Origin of the sequence: Clavibacter californiensis, from assembly GCF_021952865.1 — a bacterium.
In the GTDB taxonomy this organism is placed as follows: Bacteria; Actinomycetota; Actinomycetes; order Actinomycetales; family Microbacteriaceae; genus Clavibacter; species Clavibacter californiensis.
Genome location: NZ_CP040792.1, coordinates 3,084,376 through 3,097,995 on the forward strand (window position 1 = coordinate 3,084,376; position 13,620 = coordinate 3,097,995).

The 13,620-nt window shown below is 71.2% G+C and carries 13 protein-coding genes and 1 tRNA gene; 9 read left to right on the forward strand and 5 right to left on the reverse strand.

From position 1 onward, the window contains the following. Positions 1-94: 94 nt before the first annotated feature. On the reverse strand, positions 95-361 hold the full coding sequence (locus FGD68_RS14795; protein ID WP_119373687.1) for a hypothetical protein: 267 nt from the start codon (positions 359-361) through the stop codon (positions 95-97). 53 nt (positions 362-414) lie between these two features. Between FGD68_RS14795 and FGD68_RS14800 the strand changes: the two genes are divergently transcribed. The 8 genes from FGD68_RS14800 to pstB all read left to right on the forward strand — a co-directional run bounded on the left by FGD68_RS14800 (position 415) and on the right by pstB (position 9,581). Next, positions 415-1,107, forward strand: a complete 693-nt coding sequence (locus FGD68_RS14800) for a response regulator transcription factor (protein ID WP_012299972.1) — start codon at positions 415-417, stop codon at positions 1,105-1,107. Continuing rightward, complete coding sequence (gene mshD / locus FGD68_RS14805; RefSeq protein WP_237609617.1) at positions 1,076-1,990, forward strand: mycothiol synthase; 915 nt, start codon at positions 1,076-1,078, stop codon at positions 1,988-1,990. The genes FGD68_RS14800 and mshD overlap by 32 nt, the downstream gene beginning before the upstream one ends. A 93-nt stretch (positions 1,991-2,083) precedes the next feature. Further along, positions 2,084-4,267, forward strand: a complete 2,184-nt coding sequence (locus FGD68_RS14810; protein WP_104235137.1) for an RNA degradosome polyphosphate kinase — start codon at positions 2,084-2,086, stop codon at positions 4,265-4,267. 32 nt (positions 4,268-4,299) lie between these two features. Then, a complete protein-coding gene (locus FGD68_RS14815; protein WP_119372588.1) occupies positions 4,300-5,250 on the forward strand; it encodes an NUDIX hydrolase in 951 nt (316 codons plus the stop codon). Between the two features lie 192 nt (positions 5,251-5,442). After that, positions 5,443-6,540 (forward strand): phosphate ABC transporter substrate-binding protein PstS, encoded by a 1,098-nt coding sequence (locus FGD68_RS14820; protein WP_104235139.1) that lies wholly within the window; start codon positions 5,443-5,445, stop codon positions 6,538-6,540. Positions 6,541-6,647: 107 nt separating this feature from the next. Then, positions 6,648-7,658 carry a phosphate ABC transporter permease subunit PstC gene (pstC, locus tag FGD68_RS14825; protein WP_182480889.1) on the forward strand — a complete coding sequence of 337 codons (1,011 nt, stop codon included), beginning with the start codon at positions 6,648-6,650 and terminating at the stop codon, positions 7,656-7,658. Beyond that, positions 7,658-8,758 (forward strand): phosphate ABC transporter permease PstA, encoded by a 1,101-nt coding sequence (pstA, locus tag FGD68_RS14830; RefSeq protein WP_104235140.1) that lies wholly within the window; start codon positions 7,658-7,660, stop codon positions 8,756-8,758. The genes pstC and pstA overlap by 1 nt, the downstream gene beginning before the upstream one ends. A gap of 43 nt (positions 8,759-8,801) precedes the next feature. Then, entirely contained in the window at positions 8,802-9,581 is a 780-nt protein-coding gene (gene pstB, locus FGD68_RS14835; RefSeq protein WP_119372587.1) for a phosphate ABC transporter ATP-binding protein PstB, read from the forward strand. Between the two features lie 82 nt (positions 9,582-9,663). On the opposite strand, the gene FGD68_RS14840 is transcribed toward pstB, so the two are convergent. The 3 genes from FGD68_RS14840 to FGD68_RS14850 form a co-directional block, all read right to left on the reverse strand. Next, on the reverse strand, positions 9,664-10,527 hold the full coding sequence (locus FGD68_RS14840) for an anti-sigma factor (protein WP_119372586.1): 864 nt from the start codon (positions 10,525-10,527) through the stop codon (positions 9,664-9,666). Continuing rightward, on the reverse strand, positions 10,524-11,126 hold the full coding sequence (locus tag FGD68_RS14845; RefSeq protein WP_104235142.1) for a sigma-70 family RNA polymerase sigma factor: 603 nt from the start codon (positions 11,124-11,126) through the stop codon (positions 10,524-10,526). The genes FGD68_RS14840 and FGD68_RS14845 overlap by 4 nt, the downstream gene beginning before the upstream one ends. A gap of 556 nt (positions 11,127-11,682) precedes the next feature. Beyond that, entirely contained in the window at positions 11,683-12,315 is a 633-nt protein-coding gene (locus FGD68_RS14850; RefSeq protein WP_119372585.1) for a DNA-directed RNA polymerase subunit beta, read from the reverse strand. Between the two features lie 99 nt (positions 12,316-12,414). Here FGD68_RS14850 and FGD68_RS14855 point away from each other — a divergent pair. Continuing rightward, positions 12,415-12,487: transfer RNA gene (locus FGD68_RS14855), tRNA-Lys, on the forward strand. Between the two features lie 46 nt (positions 12,488-12,533). Here FGD68_RS14855 and FGD68_RS14860 read toward each other — a convergent pair. After that, positions 12,534-13,574: an acyltransferase family protein gene (locus FGD68_RS14860; RefSeq protein ID WP_119372590.1), complete on the reverse strand. Its 1,041-nt coding sequence runs from the start codon at positions 13,572-13,574 to the stop codon at positions 12,534-12,536. Positions 13,575-13,620: the final 46 nt, after the last annotated feature.

Genomic DNA, 13,620 nt, shown 5'->3' on the forward strand with positions numbered 1-13,620 from the left:
CAGGACCAGCAGTCCGGTGAAGAAGAGTTCCAGAGCAAGCAGCGACGACATGGCCCCAATCTACCCCACGGGCGGTCGGATCCGACCGGCCGGTCTAGGCGGCGACGGGCACGAGGAGCACGACGACGGTGGCTGCGGCGAGCACGAGCACGGCCCCGACGACGCTGCCGACGGCGCGGTCGACGAAGCCCGTCTTGCGGGGCAGGGCCAGCTGGATCACGAAGGTCGCGACGACGCACGTGGCGAGCACGAGGGGGAACCAGCGCGGGGCGGCGTCGGGACCGACGATCACCGCCACCATGACCGCGCCGACGACGGCGGCCAGCCAGACGGGGACGAGGCTGCGCAGGGGGGAGGTCACCCCGCAATCCTGCCCCACGTATCATGGGGGCAATTCATCCATGGAGGATCCCTGTGGCCCAGCTGTTGATCCTGACCTCGTCCGCGGACACCGACGTGCTCCCGGCGCTCGGGCTCCTCAGCCACCGGACGCGGCACATCCAGGCGGACGCCGCGAGCCTCGTGAACGCCCCCGCTGCCGACCTCGTGCTCGTGGACGCCCGGCGCGACCTCGCCAGCGCGAAGTCGCTCTGCAAGATCCTCACCACCACGGGCGGCGGCACGCCGCTCATCCTCGTGCTCACCGAGGGCGGCCTCACGGCGGTCAGCGCCGACTGGGGCGCGACCGACGTGATCCTCGACTCGGCCGGCCCCGCCGAGGTCGACGCGCGCGTGCGCCTCGTGATCGGCCGCGCGGCGCTCGAGCACACGGGCAGCAAGATCCAGGCCTCGGGCGTGGTCATCGACGAGGCCAGCTACTCCGCCAAGGTGCACGGCAAGCCGCTCGACCTCACCTTCAAGGAGTTCGAGCTTCTGCGCTTCTTCGCGAGCCACCCGTCACGGGTCTTCACGCGCGAGCAGCTGCTCAGCGAGGTGTGGGGCTACGACTACTTCGGCGGCACGCGCACGGTCGACGTGCACGTGCGGCGCCTGCGGGCCAAGCTCGGCGACCTCGAGTCGCTGATCGGCACGGTGCGCAACGTCGGCTACCGCTTCAACGTGTACGAGGAGGACAGTGAGCGCGTTCCCGCCCCCGCCGGCGCCTGACGCTCCGCGCGTCGCCCGCGTCGAGCCCACCCCCGACGTCGTCCGCGGGATCGTCGAGCTCGGCGACCGCGCACGCGCGGACGACGGCGTCGCCCCGTTCAACGAGCAGACGCGCCTCACCCTCGGCACGGAGGACGGCCCCGCCCTCCTCGTCGTCCAGGGGACGGACGAGCGCCCGATCGGCGCTGCCGTCGTCGCGCGCGGCGACGGCGGGACCGAGGCCGAGCTCGTCGTGGATCCCGCCCAGCGCCGCCGGGGCGTCGGCCGCGCGCTCATCGACGTCGTGCTCGCGGAGGCCGCGGGATCCCCCGTCTCCGTCTGGGCGCACGGCGACCACCCCGCGGCCCGCGCCCTCGCCGCGGCGACCGGCCTCGACCGGGCCCGCGAGCTCCTGCAGCTGCGCGCGGCGGTCGCCGAGGCGCGCACGGGCCTCGGCGAGCGCCCGATGCCGGCGGGCCTCGCGCTCTCGTCCTTCACCGCCGACGACGCCGACGACTGGGTCGCGCTCAACGCGCGCGCCTTCGCGAGCCACCCCGAGCAGGGCCGCATGACACGCGACGACCTCGACGACCGCGTCGCCGAGCCGTGGTTCGACCCGACCCTCCTGCTCCTCGCGCGCGAACTGGACGGCCGGCTGGCCGGGTTCCACTGGCTCAAGGTGGATGGCGGCCAGGCCGAGGTGTACGTGCTCGGCGTCGACCCCGACCGCGCGGCCCGCGGGCTGGGATCGGCGCTCCTCGCCGCCGGCCTCGACCTGCTCGCCGAGCGCGGCCACGACGAGGTCGACCTCTACGTCGAGGCCGACAACGCGCCCGCCCTGGCGCTCTACCGACGGGCCGCGTTCCGCGACGCCGCGGTCGACGTCCAGTACCGCCGCGCCTGATCCCCGCGCCTCCGCCTGCGCTCCCCCGATGCGGTTCACCGTGCGTTCACCTGCCGGAGGGCGGAGCGCACACCGCGATGCCATGATGGGCGGATGGACAGCGAGACGTACATCGGCGATGCGAAGGCGGTCGCCGAATCCCTGGACGACTTCGATGACGAGGACGAGCTCCTCGAGGACGACGGGACCCTCCCCGAGGGGCGCTTCCTCGACCGGGAGCTGAGCTGGCTGGCGTTCAACCGCCGCGTCCTCGAGCTGGCGGAGGATCCCGAGCTGCCCGTCCTCGAGCGCGCCAACTTCCTCGCCATCTTCGCGAGCAACCTCGACGAGTTCTTCATGGTCCGCGTCGCCGGCCTCAAGCGCCGCATCGCCACGGGCCTCGCCGTCCCCACGAACATCGGCCGCACCCCCGCCGAGGTGCTCTCCGCCATCAACGAGACCGCCTACCGCCTGCAGGTCCGCCATGCGGCGGCCTTCAACGACAGCGTCCGTCCGGCGCTCGAGGAGCACGGCATCCGCATCGTGCGCTGGGACTCGCTCGACGAAGCGCAGCAGGACCGCCTGCACGAGCTCTTCTCCGAGCAGGTGTTCCCCGTGCTCATGCCGCTCGCGGTGGATCCCGCGCACCCGTTCCCCTACATCTCGGGCCTGTCGCTCAACCTCTCGGTGCGCATCCGCAATCCGAAGACGAACCGCCAGGAGTTCGCGCGCATCAAGGTGCCGCAGATGCTGCCGCGCTTCATGCCGCTCACGCCCGACACGCGCTCCGGCCCCATCGACTTCATCGCGCTCGAGGACCTCATCGCGAACCAGCTCCAGACGCTGTTCCCGGGCATGGAGATCGTCGAGCACCACGTGTTCCGCGTCACGCGCAACGAGGACGTGCAGATCGAGGAGGACGAGACCGAGAACCTCATCCAGGCCCTCGAGAAGGAGCTGCTGCGCCGCCGGTTCGGCCCGCCCATCCGCCTCGAGATCTCGGACGACATGGACGCGGTCACGCTCGACCTGCTCATGCGCGAGCTCGACATCACCGAGCAGGAGGTGTTCACGCTGCCGTCCCCGCTCGACCTCGGCGGCCTGTTCGACCTCGCCAAGCTCGACCGCCCGGCGCTGCACTACCCGAACAACGTGCCCACCACGGCCGTCGCACTGAAGCCCGCCGAGGACAACTCGCGGGCCGACATCTTCCGCTCCATCGCGCAGCAGGACATCCTGCTGCACCACCCCTACGAGTCGTTCACCACGAGCGTGCAGGCGTTCCTCGAGCAGGCCGCCGCGGATCCGCACGTGCTCGCCATCAAGCAGACGCTCTACCGCACGAGCGGTGACAGCCCCATCGTCGAGGCGCTCATCGACGCGGCCGAGGCCGGCAAGCAGGTGCTCGCGCTGGTGGAGATCAAGGCCCGCTTCGACGAGCAGGCCAACATCACGTGGGCGCGCAAGCTCGAGAAGGCCGGGGTGCACGTCGTCTACGGCGTCGCGGGCCTCAAGACGCACTGCAAGCTCGCGCTCGTCATCCGCCAGGAGAAGGGCGGGGTGCTCCGGCACTACAGCCACATCGGCACGGGCAACTACAACCCCAAGACCAGCCGCATCTACGAGGACCTCGGGCTCCTCACGGCGGACGACGTGGTGGGCAAGGACCTGACGCGCCTGTTCAACGAGCTCTCCGGCTACGGCATCGAGAAGAAGTTCAAGCGCCTGCTCGTCGCGCCGCTGCACCTGCGGAAGGGCCTGCTCAAGCGCATCGCCGTGGAGACGCAGAACGCGCTCGACGGCAAGCCGAGCGGCATCCGCATCAAGGTCAACTCCATCGTCGACGAGAAGATCATCGACGCGCTCTACCGGGCCAGCAACGCGGGCGTGCCCGTGCAGGTCTGGGTGCGCGGCATCTGCTCGCTCACGCCAGGGCAGCCGGGGCTCAGCGAGAACATCGAGGTGAGGTCGATCCTCGGGCGCTACCTCGAGCACAGCCGCGTGTTCTCGTTCGTCAACGACGGCGACCAGGCCACCTTCATCGGCAGCGCCGACATGATGCACCGCAACCTCGACCGCCGGGTCGAGGCGCTCGTGCGGCTCGTGGATCCCGCGCACCTGCAGGAGATCGAGGACCTGTTCGACCGCGCCATGGCCGACACGACCTCCGCGTGGATCCTCGACTCCGCCGGCGAGTGGACGCGCCGCAACAAGGGCGCGGACGGAACCACGCTGGAGGACCTGCAGACCGCGGTGATGGGCATCGTGTCCAAGCGCAAGAGGCGCGTGCTCCGCTGAGCGGGGCTCCGCGGGGCCCCGGCCCCGCTAGCGTGGGGGACGTGCCCCCTGCCCCGTCCGTCTTCGCCGCGGGCGCAGTGGTCTGGCGCGTGGTCGACGGCCGGATCCGGGTGCTCATCATCCACCGCGCGCGCCGCCGCGACACCTCCCTGCCGAAGGGCAAGGTGGATCCCGGCGAGACGCTCCCGCAGACCGCCGTCCGCGAGGTGCACGAGGAGACCGGCCTCCGGGTCGCGCTCGGCGTGCCGCTCGGCGCCATCGAGTACGGCATCTCCGGCGGCCGCCGCAAGTCGGTGAGCTACTGGGCGGCGGAGGCCACCGACGCCATGGTCGAGGCCGGCCGCTTCGAGCCGGACGACGAGGTCGAGAGCGTCGAGTGGGTCTCCATCCCCAACGCCCGCAAGCGCCTCGACTACCCGGGCGAGGTGCAGATCCTCGACCTCTTCGCCGGGCTCGTGGAGACGGGCTCGCACCGGTCGTTCGCCCTCATCGCGCTGCGTCATGGCCACGCCGTGCAGCCGTACGAGTGGGACGGGGCCGATGCCTCCCGGCCGCTCAGCGCGCGCGGGCGAGAGGACGCCCGGGCGATCGTGCCGACGCTCCTCGCCTTCGGGCCGCGGGTCGTCACGAGCAGCACCGCCGAGCGCTGCATGCAGACGGTGGCGCCCCTCGCGGAGGCCCTCGGCCGTCGGGTGAAGGAGGACGCGGGCATCAGCCAGGACGCGTACGAGACCTACGGCGGATCCGTACGGGACACCGTCGCGAAGCGCGTGCGCAAGGCCCGCAGCGCCGTGCTCTGCAGCCACAGCCCGGTCCTGCCGGAGATCCTGCACGAGATCGCCCTCGCCACCGAGACGCCGCGCGCGAGCCGCATGCCGCGGGCGGGGATGCTGTCACCCGCCGAGTTCTCGGTGGTTCACCTGTCGGCGTCGGACCCGGAGGCGGGGATCCTCGCGGTGGAGACGTACGGGCCGTCGGCCTGACGGCGGCCGGCCGCCTCGAACGCGGCCGACCGTCAACTGTGCGCCCGTACGCCTGAGCCCGTGCCGATCCACGCGGTCTGTTCACCTCCCGTTCACCGATATCGGCCGAACCGGTCAAGAGCCCGACATAGCTTCTTCGAGGGGCATGCACCTGCCTCCTCACAGCAAGAAATACCCGGAAGGCTCCATCACGTGAAGATCTCGCGTCTCAGCAGCGCAGCAGCGCTCGCCGCCGTCACCGCACTCGCGCTCTCCTCCTGCGCCTCCAACGAGGCGCCCGCCGAGGGCGGCGACGCATCGGCGTCCACCCTGTCCGGCACGCTCAACGGCATCGGCGCCACCTCCCAGGGCGCCGCCCAGGAGGCCTGGAACGCCGCGTTCCAGACGGCCAACCCCGGCGTCACCGTCACCTACGCCGGCGAGGGTTCCGGCGCCGGCCGCGAGGCGTTCATGGCCGGCGGCCAGAACGCGAACTTCGCCGGCTCCGACCGCGCGCTCAAGACCGACGAGCTCACGGGCACGTTCGGCCAGTGCGCCGACGGCGTCAAGCCGATCGACCTCCCCGCGTACATCTCCCCCATCGCGCTGATCTTCCAGGTCGAGGGCGTGAAGGACCTGAACCTCGACGCCGCTACCACGGCGGGCATCTTCAAGGGCACCATCACGAAGTGGAACGACCCGGCCATCGTCGCGCTCAACCCCGACGCCACGCTGCCCGACGCCGGCATCACCGCCGTGCACCGCTCGGACGACTCGGGCACCACCGAGAACTTCGCGAAGTACCTCAACACCACGGCCAAGACGGTCTGGGACGCGGAGCCCAAGGGCGTCTGGCCCTACCAGGGCGGCGAGGCGGCCCAGGGCACGACCGGCGTGGTCGACGCCGTCAAGGGCGGCAGCAACATCATCGGCTACGCCGACGCGTCCAAGGCCGGCACCCTCGGCGTCGCGAAGATCAAGGTCGGCGACGAGTTCGTCGGCTACTCGCCCGAGGCCGCAGCCGCCGTCGTCGAGGCGTCGCCCGAGGCCGAGGGCCGCGAGGCGAACGACGTCGTCTTCGACATCGACTACTCCACCACCGAGTCGGGTGTCTACCCGATCGTCCTCGTCAGCTACCTCATCGCCTGCCAGGAGTACAAGGACCCAGCCGTCGGCGAGCTCGTCAAGGCCTACATCGGCTACGTGACCAGCAGCGAGGGCCAGCAGCTCGCCGGCGAGAAGGCCGGCGCCGCGCCGCTCTCCGACACGGTCGCCGCTCAGGTCAAGACCGCGGTCGAGACGATCAAGTAGCACCAGCTGTCCGCCCCCTGATCCGCGCCAGCGCGGGTCAGGGGGCGCTCCCACGGGCGGCCCCGCCGCCCCCAGCCCCACCGTCTCGACCCAAGGGATCCCGACCCATGACGACCGCCGCCCCGCAGCCTCCCCAGGCTCCCGAGTCCGATCGGCCGCGCGACGTCGCCGCCGCCACCGCAGCTCCCCGCAGCTCCCAGGACGCGAAGCCCAAGGCCCGCGTGGGCGACCGCGTCTTCTCCGGCCTCTCCCGGGGGTCAGGGACGCTGATCCTCGCGATCCTCGCGGCCGTCGCGCTGTTCCTCATCGTGCAGAGCATCCCCGCCCTCACGGCACCTCCTGCCGAGGTCTCCGGCGGCGGCGGCTTCTGGGCCTACGTCGGGCCGCTCATGTTCGGCACCGTCTACGCCGCCGCGCTCGCCATGCTCATGGCCGTCCCCGTCGCCATCGGCATCGCGCTCTTCATCTCGCACTACGCGCCCCGTCGCCTGGCGCAGGGCCTCGGCTACGTCATCGACCTGCTCGCCGCCGTGCCCTCCGTGGTGTTCGGCCTCTGGGGCATCGCGGTGCTGGCGAAGTTCCTGCAGCCGTTCTACACGTTCCTCACCGACACGTTCGGGTGGTTCCCGCTCTTCGCCGGTCCCGTCTCGGGCACCGGCCGCACCATCTTCACGGTCGCGGTGGTCCTCGCCGTCATGATCCTGCCGATCGTCACCGCGCTCTGCCGCGAGGTCTTCCTGCAGACCCCCAAGCTGCACGAGGAGGCGGCGCTCGCCCTCGGCGCGACCCGCTGGGAGATGATCCAGACCGCCGTCCTGCCGTTCGGCCGCCCCGGCATCGTCTCGGCCTCCATGCTCGGCCTCGGCCGCGCCCTCGGCGAGACGATGGCGGTCGCGATCGTCCTCTCCCCCGCCGCGGTCGTGAACTTCGCGTGGTTCCAGTCCACGAACTCGAACACCATCGCCGCGAACATCGCGCTGAGCTTCCCCGAGGCGTACGGCCTCAAGATCAACGAGCTCATCGCATCCGGCCTCATGCTCTTCGTCATCACGCTGGCCGTGAACATGCTTGCCCGCTACATCATCAGCCGCCGCAAGGCCTTCTCCGGAGCGAACTAATGGCGACGACCGCACCCTCCCGCACGCGTCCCGTCGCGAGCACCCTCCCCAACTCCCTCACCGCCGGCAAGCTGCACCGGTTCACGGCCCCGGCGATCTTCCTCGTGTCCTGGCTCGTCATGGCAGCGGTGTTCCTGGTGCTCGAGCTCTCGGGCGCCGCGGACAGCTTCAACCTCGTCGGCACGGCCGTGTTCGGCACGATCCTGTTCGGCGTCGCGCTGTTCTGCTTCTCCCTCGCCGTTGAGGGCGAGCGGAAGGCGAAGGACCGGGTCATCACGATCCTCGTCACGGTCGCGTTCGTGCTCGCGCTCATCCCGCTCATCTCGCTCGTGTTCACGGCGGTCACCAACGGGTCCGCCCGCTTCGACCCGCTGTTCTTCAACTCGAGCCTCCGCAACGTGGTGGGCGAGGGCGGTGGCGGTCTCCATGCCATCGTCGGCACGCTGATCGTCACGGCCATCGCCGCGGTGATCTCCATCCCCGTGGGCCTGATGGCGGCCATCTACCTCGTCGAGTACGGCCGCGGCCGCCTGGCCCGTGCCATCACGTTCTTCGTCGACGTCATGACGGGCATCCCGTCGATCGTCGCGGGCCTGTTCGCGTACGCGCTGCTGGTGATATTCCTCGGACCGGGCGTGCGGCTGGGCTTCGGCGGCGCCCTGGCGCTCTCGGTCCTGATGATCCCCGTGGTCGTGCGCAGCGCCGAGGAGATGCTCAAGCTGGTGCCGAACGAGCTGCGCGAGGCGTCCTATGCGCTCGGCGTGCCGAAGTGGCTGACGATCGTGAAGATCGTGCTGCCCACGTCGCTCGCCGGCATCGTCACGGGCGTGATGCTCGCGATCGCCCGCGTCATCGGCGAGACCGCACCGCTCCTCATCGTCGCCGGGTTCACGCAGAGCATGAACTACAACCCCTTCAAGGACCAGATGATGACCCTGCCGGTGTTCGTGTTCCGGCAGTACGCCGACCAGGGCAGCGACGCGTTCGCCTACGTGGACCGCGCGTGGACGGGCGCGCTCGTGCTGATCCTCATCGTCATGGTGCTGAACATCATCGCCCGGCTCATCGCCCGCATCTTCGCCCCCAAGCTCGGCCGCTAGCACCCGCTCCCCCGGCCCACTCACCCGATCGGTAGGAACACCTTTGTCCAAGAGCATCGAAGTCAACGACCTGAACGTCTACTACGGCAAGTTCAAGGCGGTCGAGGACGTCAACCTGCGGATCGAGCCGCGCACCGTCACCGCGTTCATCGGCCCGTCCGGCTGCGGCAAGTCGACCTTCCTCCGCACGCTCAACCGCATGCACGAGGTGATCCCCGGCGCCTACGTGGAGGGCGAGGTGCTGGTCGACGGCAACGACCTCTACGGCGCCGGCGTCGACCCGGTGCTCGTGCGGCGCCAGGTCGGCATGGTCTTCCAGCGGCCGAACCCGTTCCCCACCATGTCGATCCGCGACAACGTGCTCGCGGGCGTCAAGCTCAACAACCGCAAGATCTCCAAGTCGGACGCGGACGCGCTCGTCGAGCAGTCCCTGCAGGGCGCCAACCTCTGGAACGAGGTGAAGGACCGCCTGGCCCTCCCCGGATCCGGCCTCTCGGGCGGCCAGCAGCAGCGCCTCTGCATCGCGCGCGCCATCGCGGTGCAGCCCGACGTGGTGCTGATGGACGAGCCGTGCTCCGCCCTCGACCCGATCTCCACGCTCGCCATCGAGGACCTCATCGAGGAGCTCAAGGCGCAGTACACGATCGTCATCGTGACCCACAACATGCAGCAGGCCAGCCGCGTCTCCGACCGCACGGCCTTCTTCAACATCGCCGGCACCGGCAAGCCCGGCAAGCTCATCGAGTACGACGACACCACCACGATGTTCTCCAAGCCCAGCGTGCAGGCCACCGAGGACTACGTGAGCGGCCGCTTCGGCTGATCCCGTCTCCTCGGACGACGAAAAGGCCCCCGCATCCAGAAAATGCGGGGGCCTTTCGCATGCACGGGCCGTGCGGCGCCGATCAGGTGCTGGTGACCGCCACGATGGGCTCGGTGGTGGGCTGCTCGGATCCGCCCTCGGGCTCGACCGTGATGGCCACGGTGTCGCCGGGGGTGTAGCGGCCGTCGAGCACGGCGTGACCCGCCCCGTCCGCGGCCGGCATGACGCCGGCGGAGACGGCACCGGACGCGCCGACATACCACATCTGGAGCACGCGACCCTCGGGCAGCGGCGACGCGTCGTTCAGGACGACGGCCGTCTTGGCCTCCGAGGCGGAGAAGTAGACCGTGGCCGTGCCGCCGCCGACGACGTCGCGCTTGTCGATGACGACGTCGGAGGCGGTGGTGACCCGCTCGTAGGCGGAGGCGACCGGCGCCTGCGAGGTGCCGGGGCCGCCCACGTTCGTGCCGACGACCACGCCGCCCACGACGAGCACGACGGCCGCCGCGGCTACGCCGATGAGGGCTCCGGGCTTGCGGAACCATCGCTCGGAGGCGCGGGCGGATGCGGATCCGAGGCGCTCGCGCGGAGCAGAGGAGGACGGCGCGGAGGCACCGGCGACTGCGCGTGCGGAGGCCGCGGGACGCAGCTCGGTGACGGGCGCAGGGCTGCGGTCGTCGTCCGTCGCCGCGGTCGGCGCGTCGAGCGGCGGCAGCTGCGGGGTGGCGTCGAGCATGGCCATGATGTCGACCTTGAGGCGCGGCGAGGGATCCACCGGCTCGGCGGTCCAGGCGAGGTCGGCCGCGGTCGCCCGCAGCTGCTCGACCTCGGCGCGCAGGACGGGGTCGCGCTCGAGGAGGGCCTCGAATTCTGCAGCCTCCTCGGCGTCGACCGCGCCGAGCGCGTACGCCGCGGTCAGCGTGCGGATGTCGTCGTCGGTGGTCATGATGCGACCCCCATCTCGTCGCGCAAGCGGATCATGCCGTCGCGCAGGCGTGTCTTCACGGTGCCGATGGGCACGTCGAGCATCGACGCGACCTCGCTGTGGCTGTAGCCGCCGTAGTAGGCGAGGGAGACGGCCTGGCGCTGGATCTCGGTGAGCTTCGTCATGGCCTTCGTGACCCTCTCGTGCTCGATGCTGATCTCGACGGTCTCGGAGACCTGGTCGTAGCCGTTCTCGTGGTCGCGGATGCCGATGCGGACATCGCGGTCGCGGCTGGACTGCGAGGCGCGCACACGGTCGACCGCGCGGCGGTGGGCCATGGTGAGCACCCACGTGGTCGCTGCGCCCTTGGCCGGATCGAAGCGGGAAGCGGACTGCCAGATCTCCAGGAAGATCTCCTGCGTGACCTCCTCCGACTGCGCGTGGTCGACGAGGAGTCGGCGGACGAGTCCGAGGACGCGGGGGGCGAGCTGGTCGTAGAGCTCCGAGAACGCACGCCTGTCGCCTCGGGCGACGCGGCCGAGCAGCGACTCCTTCGACTCGGGGTCCGCCGGCCCTGGGAGGTCGGGACGCTCGATCGATGAAGGCACGAGCCCCAGCATCTCAGACCCACGAGCGAACCGCATGCAGGCAGGGCGGGGCCCGCCTGTCCTGGGTGGTGCTGCGGGGAGGTCATGTGGTGCTTTCCGGTCGTGGTGCGGATGGTGGGGAAGCCGATCCGCGGGCATGCGGTGCCCCGCACCAGCCGGGATCCCGCGGCGCGGGACATCTGGGATGGCCGGGCGGCCTGCCACGCGGGCAGGACCCGACCGATGCGGGTCGCACCCTCGCGGGTGACGGATGCGAGGCGGGTGAGCGCCTCACGATGACTCTTCGGCGCGAGTCGCGTCACGGATTGGTCACAGGCCGTGGGGATTCGGCGGTGCGGACGCGGGGATCTCGGCCGCTCGCACGGGGGCCGTCCCTCCGCGGAGGAGGGGGAGGGAGATGAGGAGCCGGGCCGCAGGACGCCTCTCGGCGCGAGGCCGCTCGGAGCGGCGAATATTGGTACCCGGGAGTACTGCGGCCCGACCAGGATCCACTGTAACCGAGTCGGCGCGGGCTGTCGTCCCGGGGGTCGCGCTCACAGCGAACGGGTGGATCCACGCGTGGGACGGGTCAGTCGAGGCGGTCGCTCCGCCAGAGCCGGGCGCACTGCACGAGGTCGGCGGCCATCTGCGAGAGGCGCAGGGCGCGCGTGGTGAGCTCGCCGGCGCGCTCCGGCGACGCCGTGGCGTCGAGGTCGTCCGCGACGCTCGTGGCGCCGAGCGCGGCGAGGCGGCTGAACGCGCCCGCGCGGTCGAGGGCCACGGCGAAGTCGCCCGTGAAGAGGCCGCGGAGGATGCTGTCGGCGAGCTCCACGATCTCCGCGGGCCCGGTCGGCGCGGTGGCGCCCGCGACCACGGGGTCGATCGTGGTGGCGACCTCGGTGCCGCGCTGGTAGAGCAGGCTGATGCCGTCGGGATCCTGCCGGATGAGGGCGCGCATCAGGTAGAGGCGCCAGAGGGCGCCCGGCAGGCTGCGGGGGCTCGCGCGCGACCACAGCTCCGCGACCGCGTCGATGCCGTGCTCGTCGGTGTAGGCGATGAGGCGCTCGACCACCGCGGGGTCCGGATCCGCCCGGACGCGCGCCAACAGCGCCGACGCGGTCTCGTGGGCCACGCGGCTGATCGTGGCGGGGTCCTCGCCGCCGAGCATGCTCTCGAACTTGGACCCGGAGAACTTGGTGGGCTTGTGGTATTCGCCGGACATCCCGGCAAGCGTACGCCGGACGGATCTTCCCGAGCGGCCTCGCGCGACGTCGCCCCGCTCACGAGGCGGCCACCGCCCATCCCGTAGCATCGGGGGCACGGGCCTCTAGCTCAGTTGGTAGAGCAAGGGACTTTTAATCCCTGGGTCGTCGGTTCGAGCCCGACGGGGCCCACCGGAACGGATCCACCGGACGCCCGGTACGCCGGCGCGCTGCGGGATCAGCCCCGCCCGCCCCGGTCCAGCACGAGGAACGGCGGCGTGCGGTAGAGGAATCGGAGCGGCGTGCGCATCGCCACCGCGTGCAGGGCCAGGGATGCCGCGATCGCGACGACGCTCACCACCAGGGGCAGCAGGTACGGCACGGCGCCGGACGCCTGGAAGCCCACGGCGTCGAGCACGGCGCAGGCCGCGGCGATCACGAGGACGTGCGCCACGTAGATGGGCAGCGTGTTCCGGCCGAGGAAGCGCAGCGGTCGCACGAGCCGCGTGCGCGCGAGCAGGGCCGCCCACAGCACGCCGACCGCCATCGCGAGGCACGAGGCGACGAGCAGCACGCCGGGGACGCCGCTGATGCCGGTCAGCTCGACGGCGACCCCCGCCGCGCCGAACGCCACCAGGGCGGCCGCGGCCGCGATGGGCCGCGGCCGGGACGCGACGCGGAACACCAGGTCCTTCGCATGCAGCCCGATGAGGAAGAAGACGAGGTACTTCGCCATGCCGTCCCAGCTGAGGCTGCCGATGCGCAGCACGCTGAGGAAGAGGGCGGAGAGGACGGCGGCGACGCCCAGCTGGATCCACGGCGGCACCCGCCCGTGCGCGATCTTGGCCACGACGAGGAACACGGCGAGCGCGTGCAGGAACCAGAGGCCCGTCGCGGGGAACACGAACGCGAGCAGCAGCGCCCGCGGGTCGCCCTCGTGAGGGCGCGAGTCGAGCGGCACCAGCGAGAAGTAGAGGAAGCGCAGCACCGACCAGATCGCGAGCGCCCACACGAGGATCGCGATGCGGGAGTTCCAGAGCTCCGGCCAGGAGCGGCGCACGGCAGACCCCGCCAGGAGCCCCGAGGCGAGGAAGAAGATCGGCATCCGGAAGGTGACGAACGCGCTGTTGATGGTCGCCCAGACCGGCGAGGCGAGGTCCTCCTGCATCAGCAGGAGGCCCGCATGGAACAGCGCCACCAGCAGGATGGCCATCGCCCTGGCCGCATCCACCCAGTCCGCGCGCGCAGCAGTGACCGTCGTTCCGTCTCCCCCAGACATGATCGGCACGGTATCGGCTCGATGTGTCGGGCTCGTGTCGGAGGGC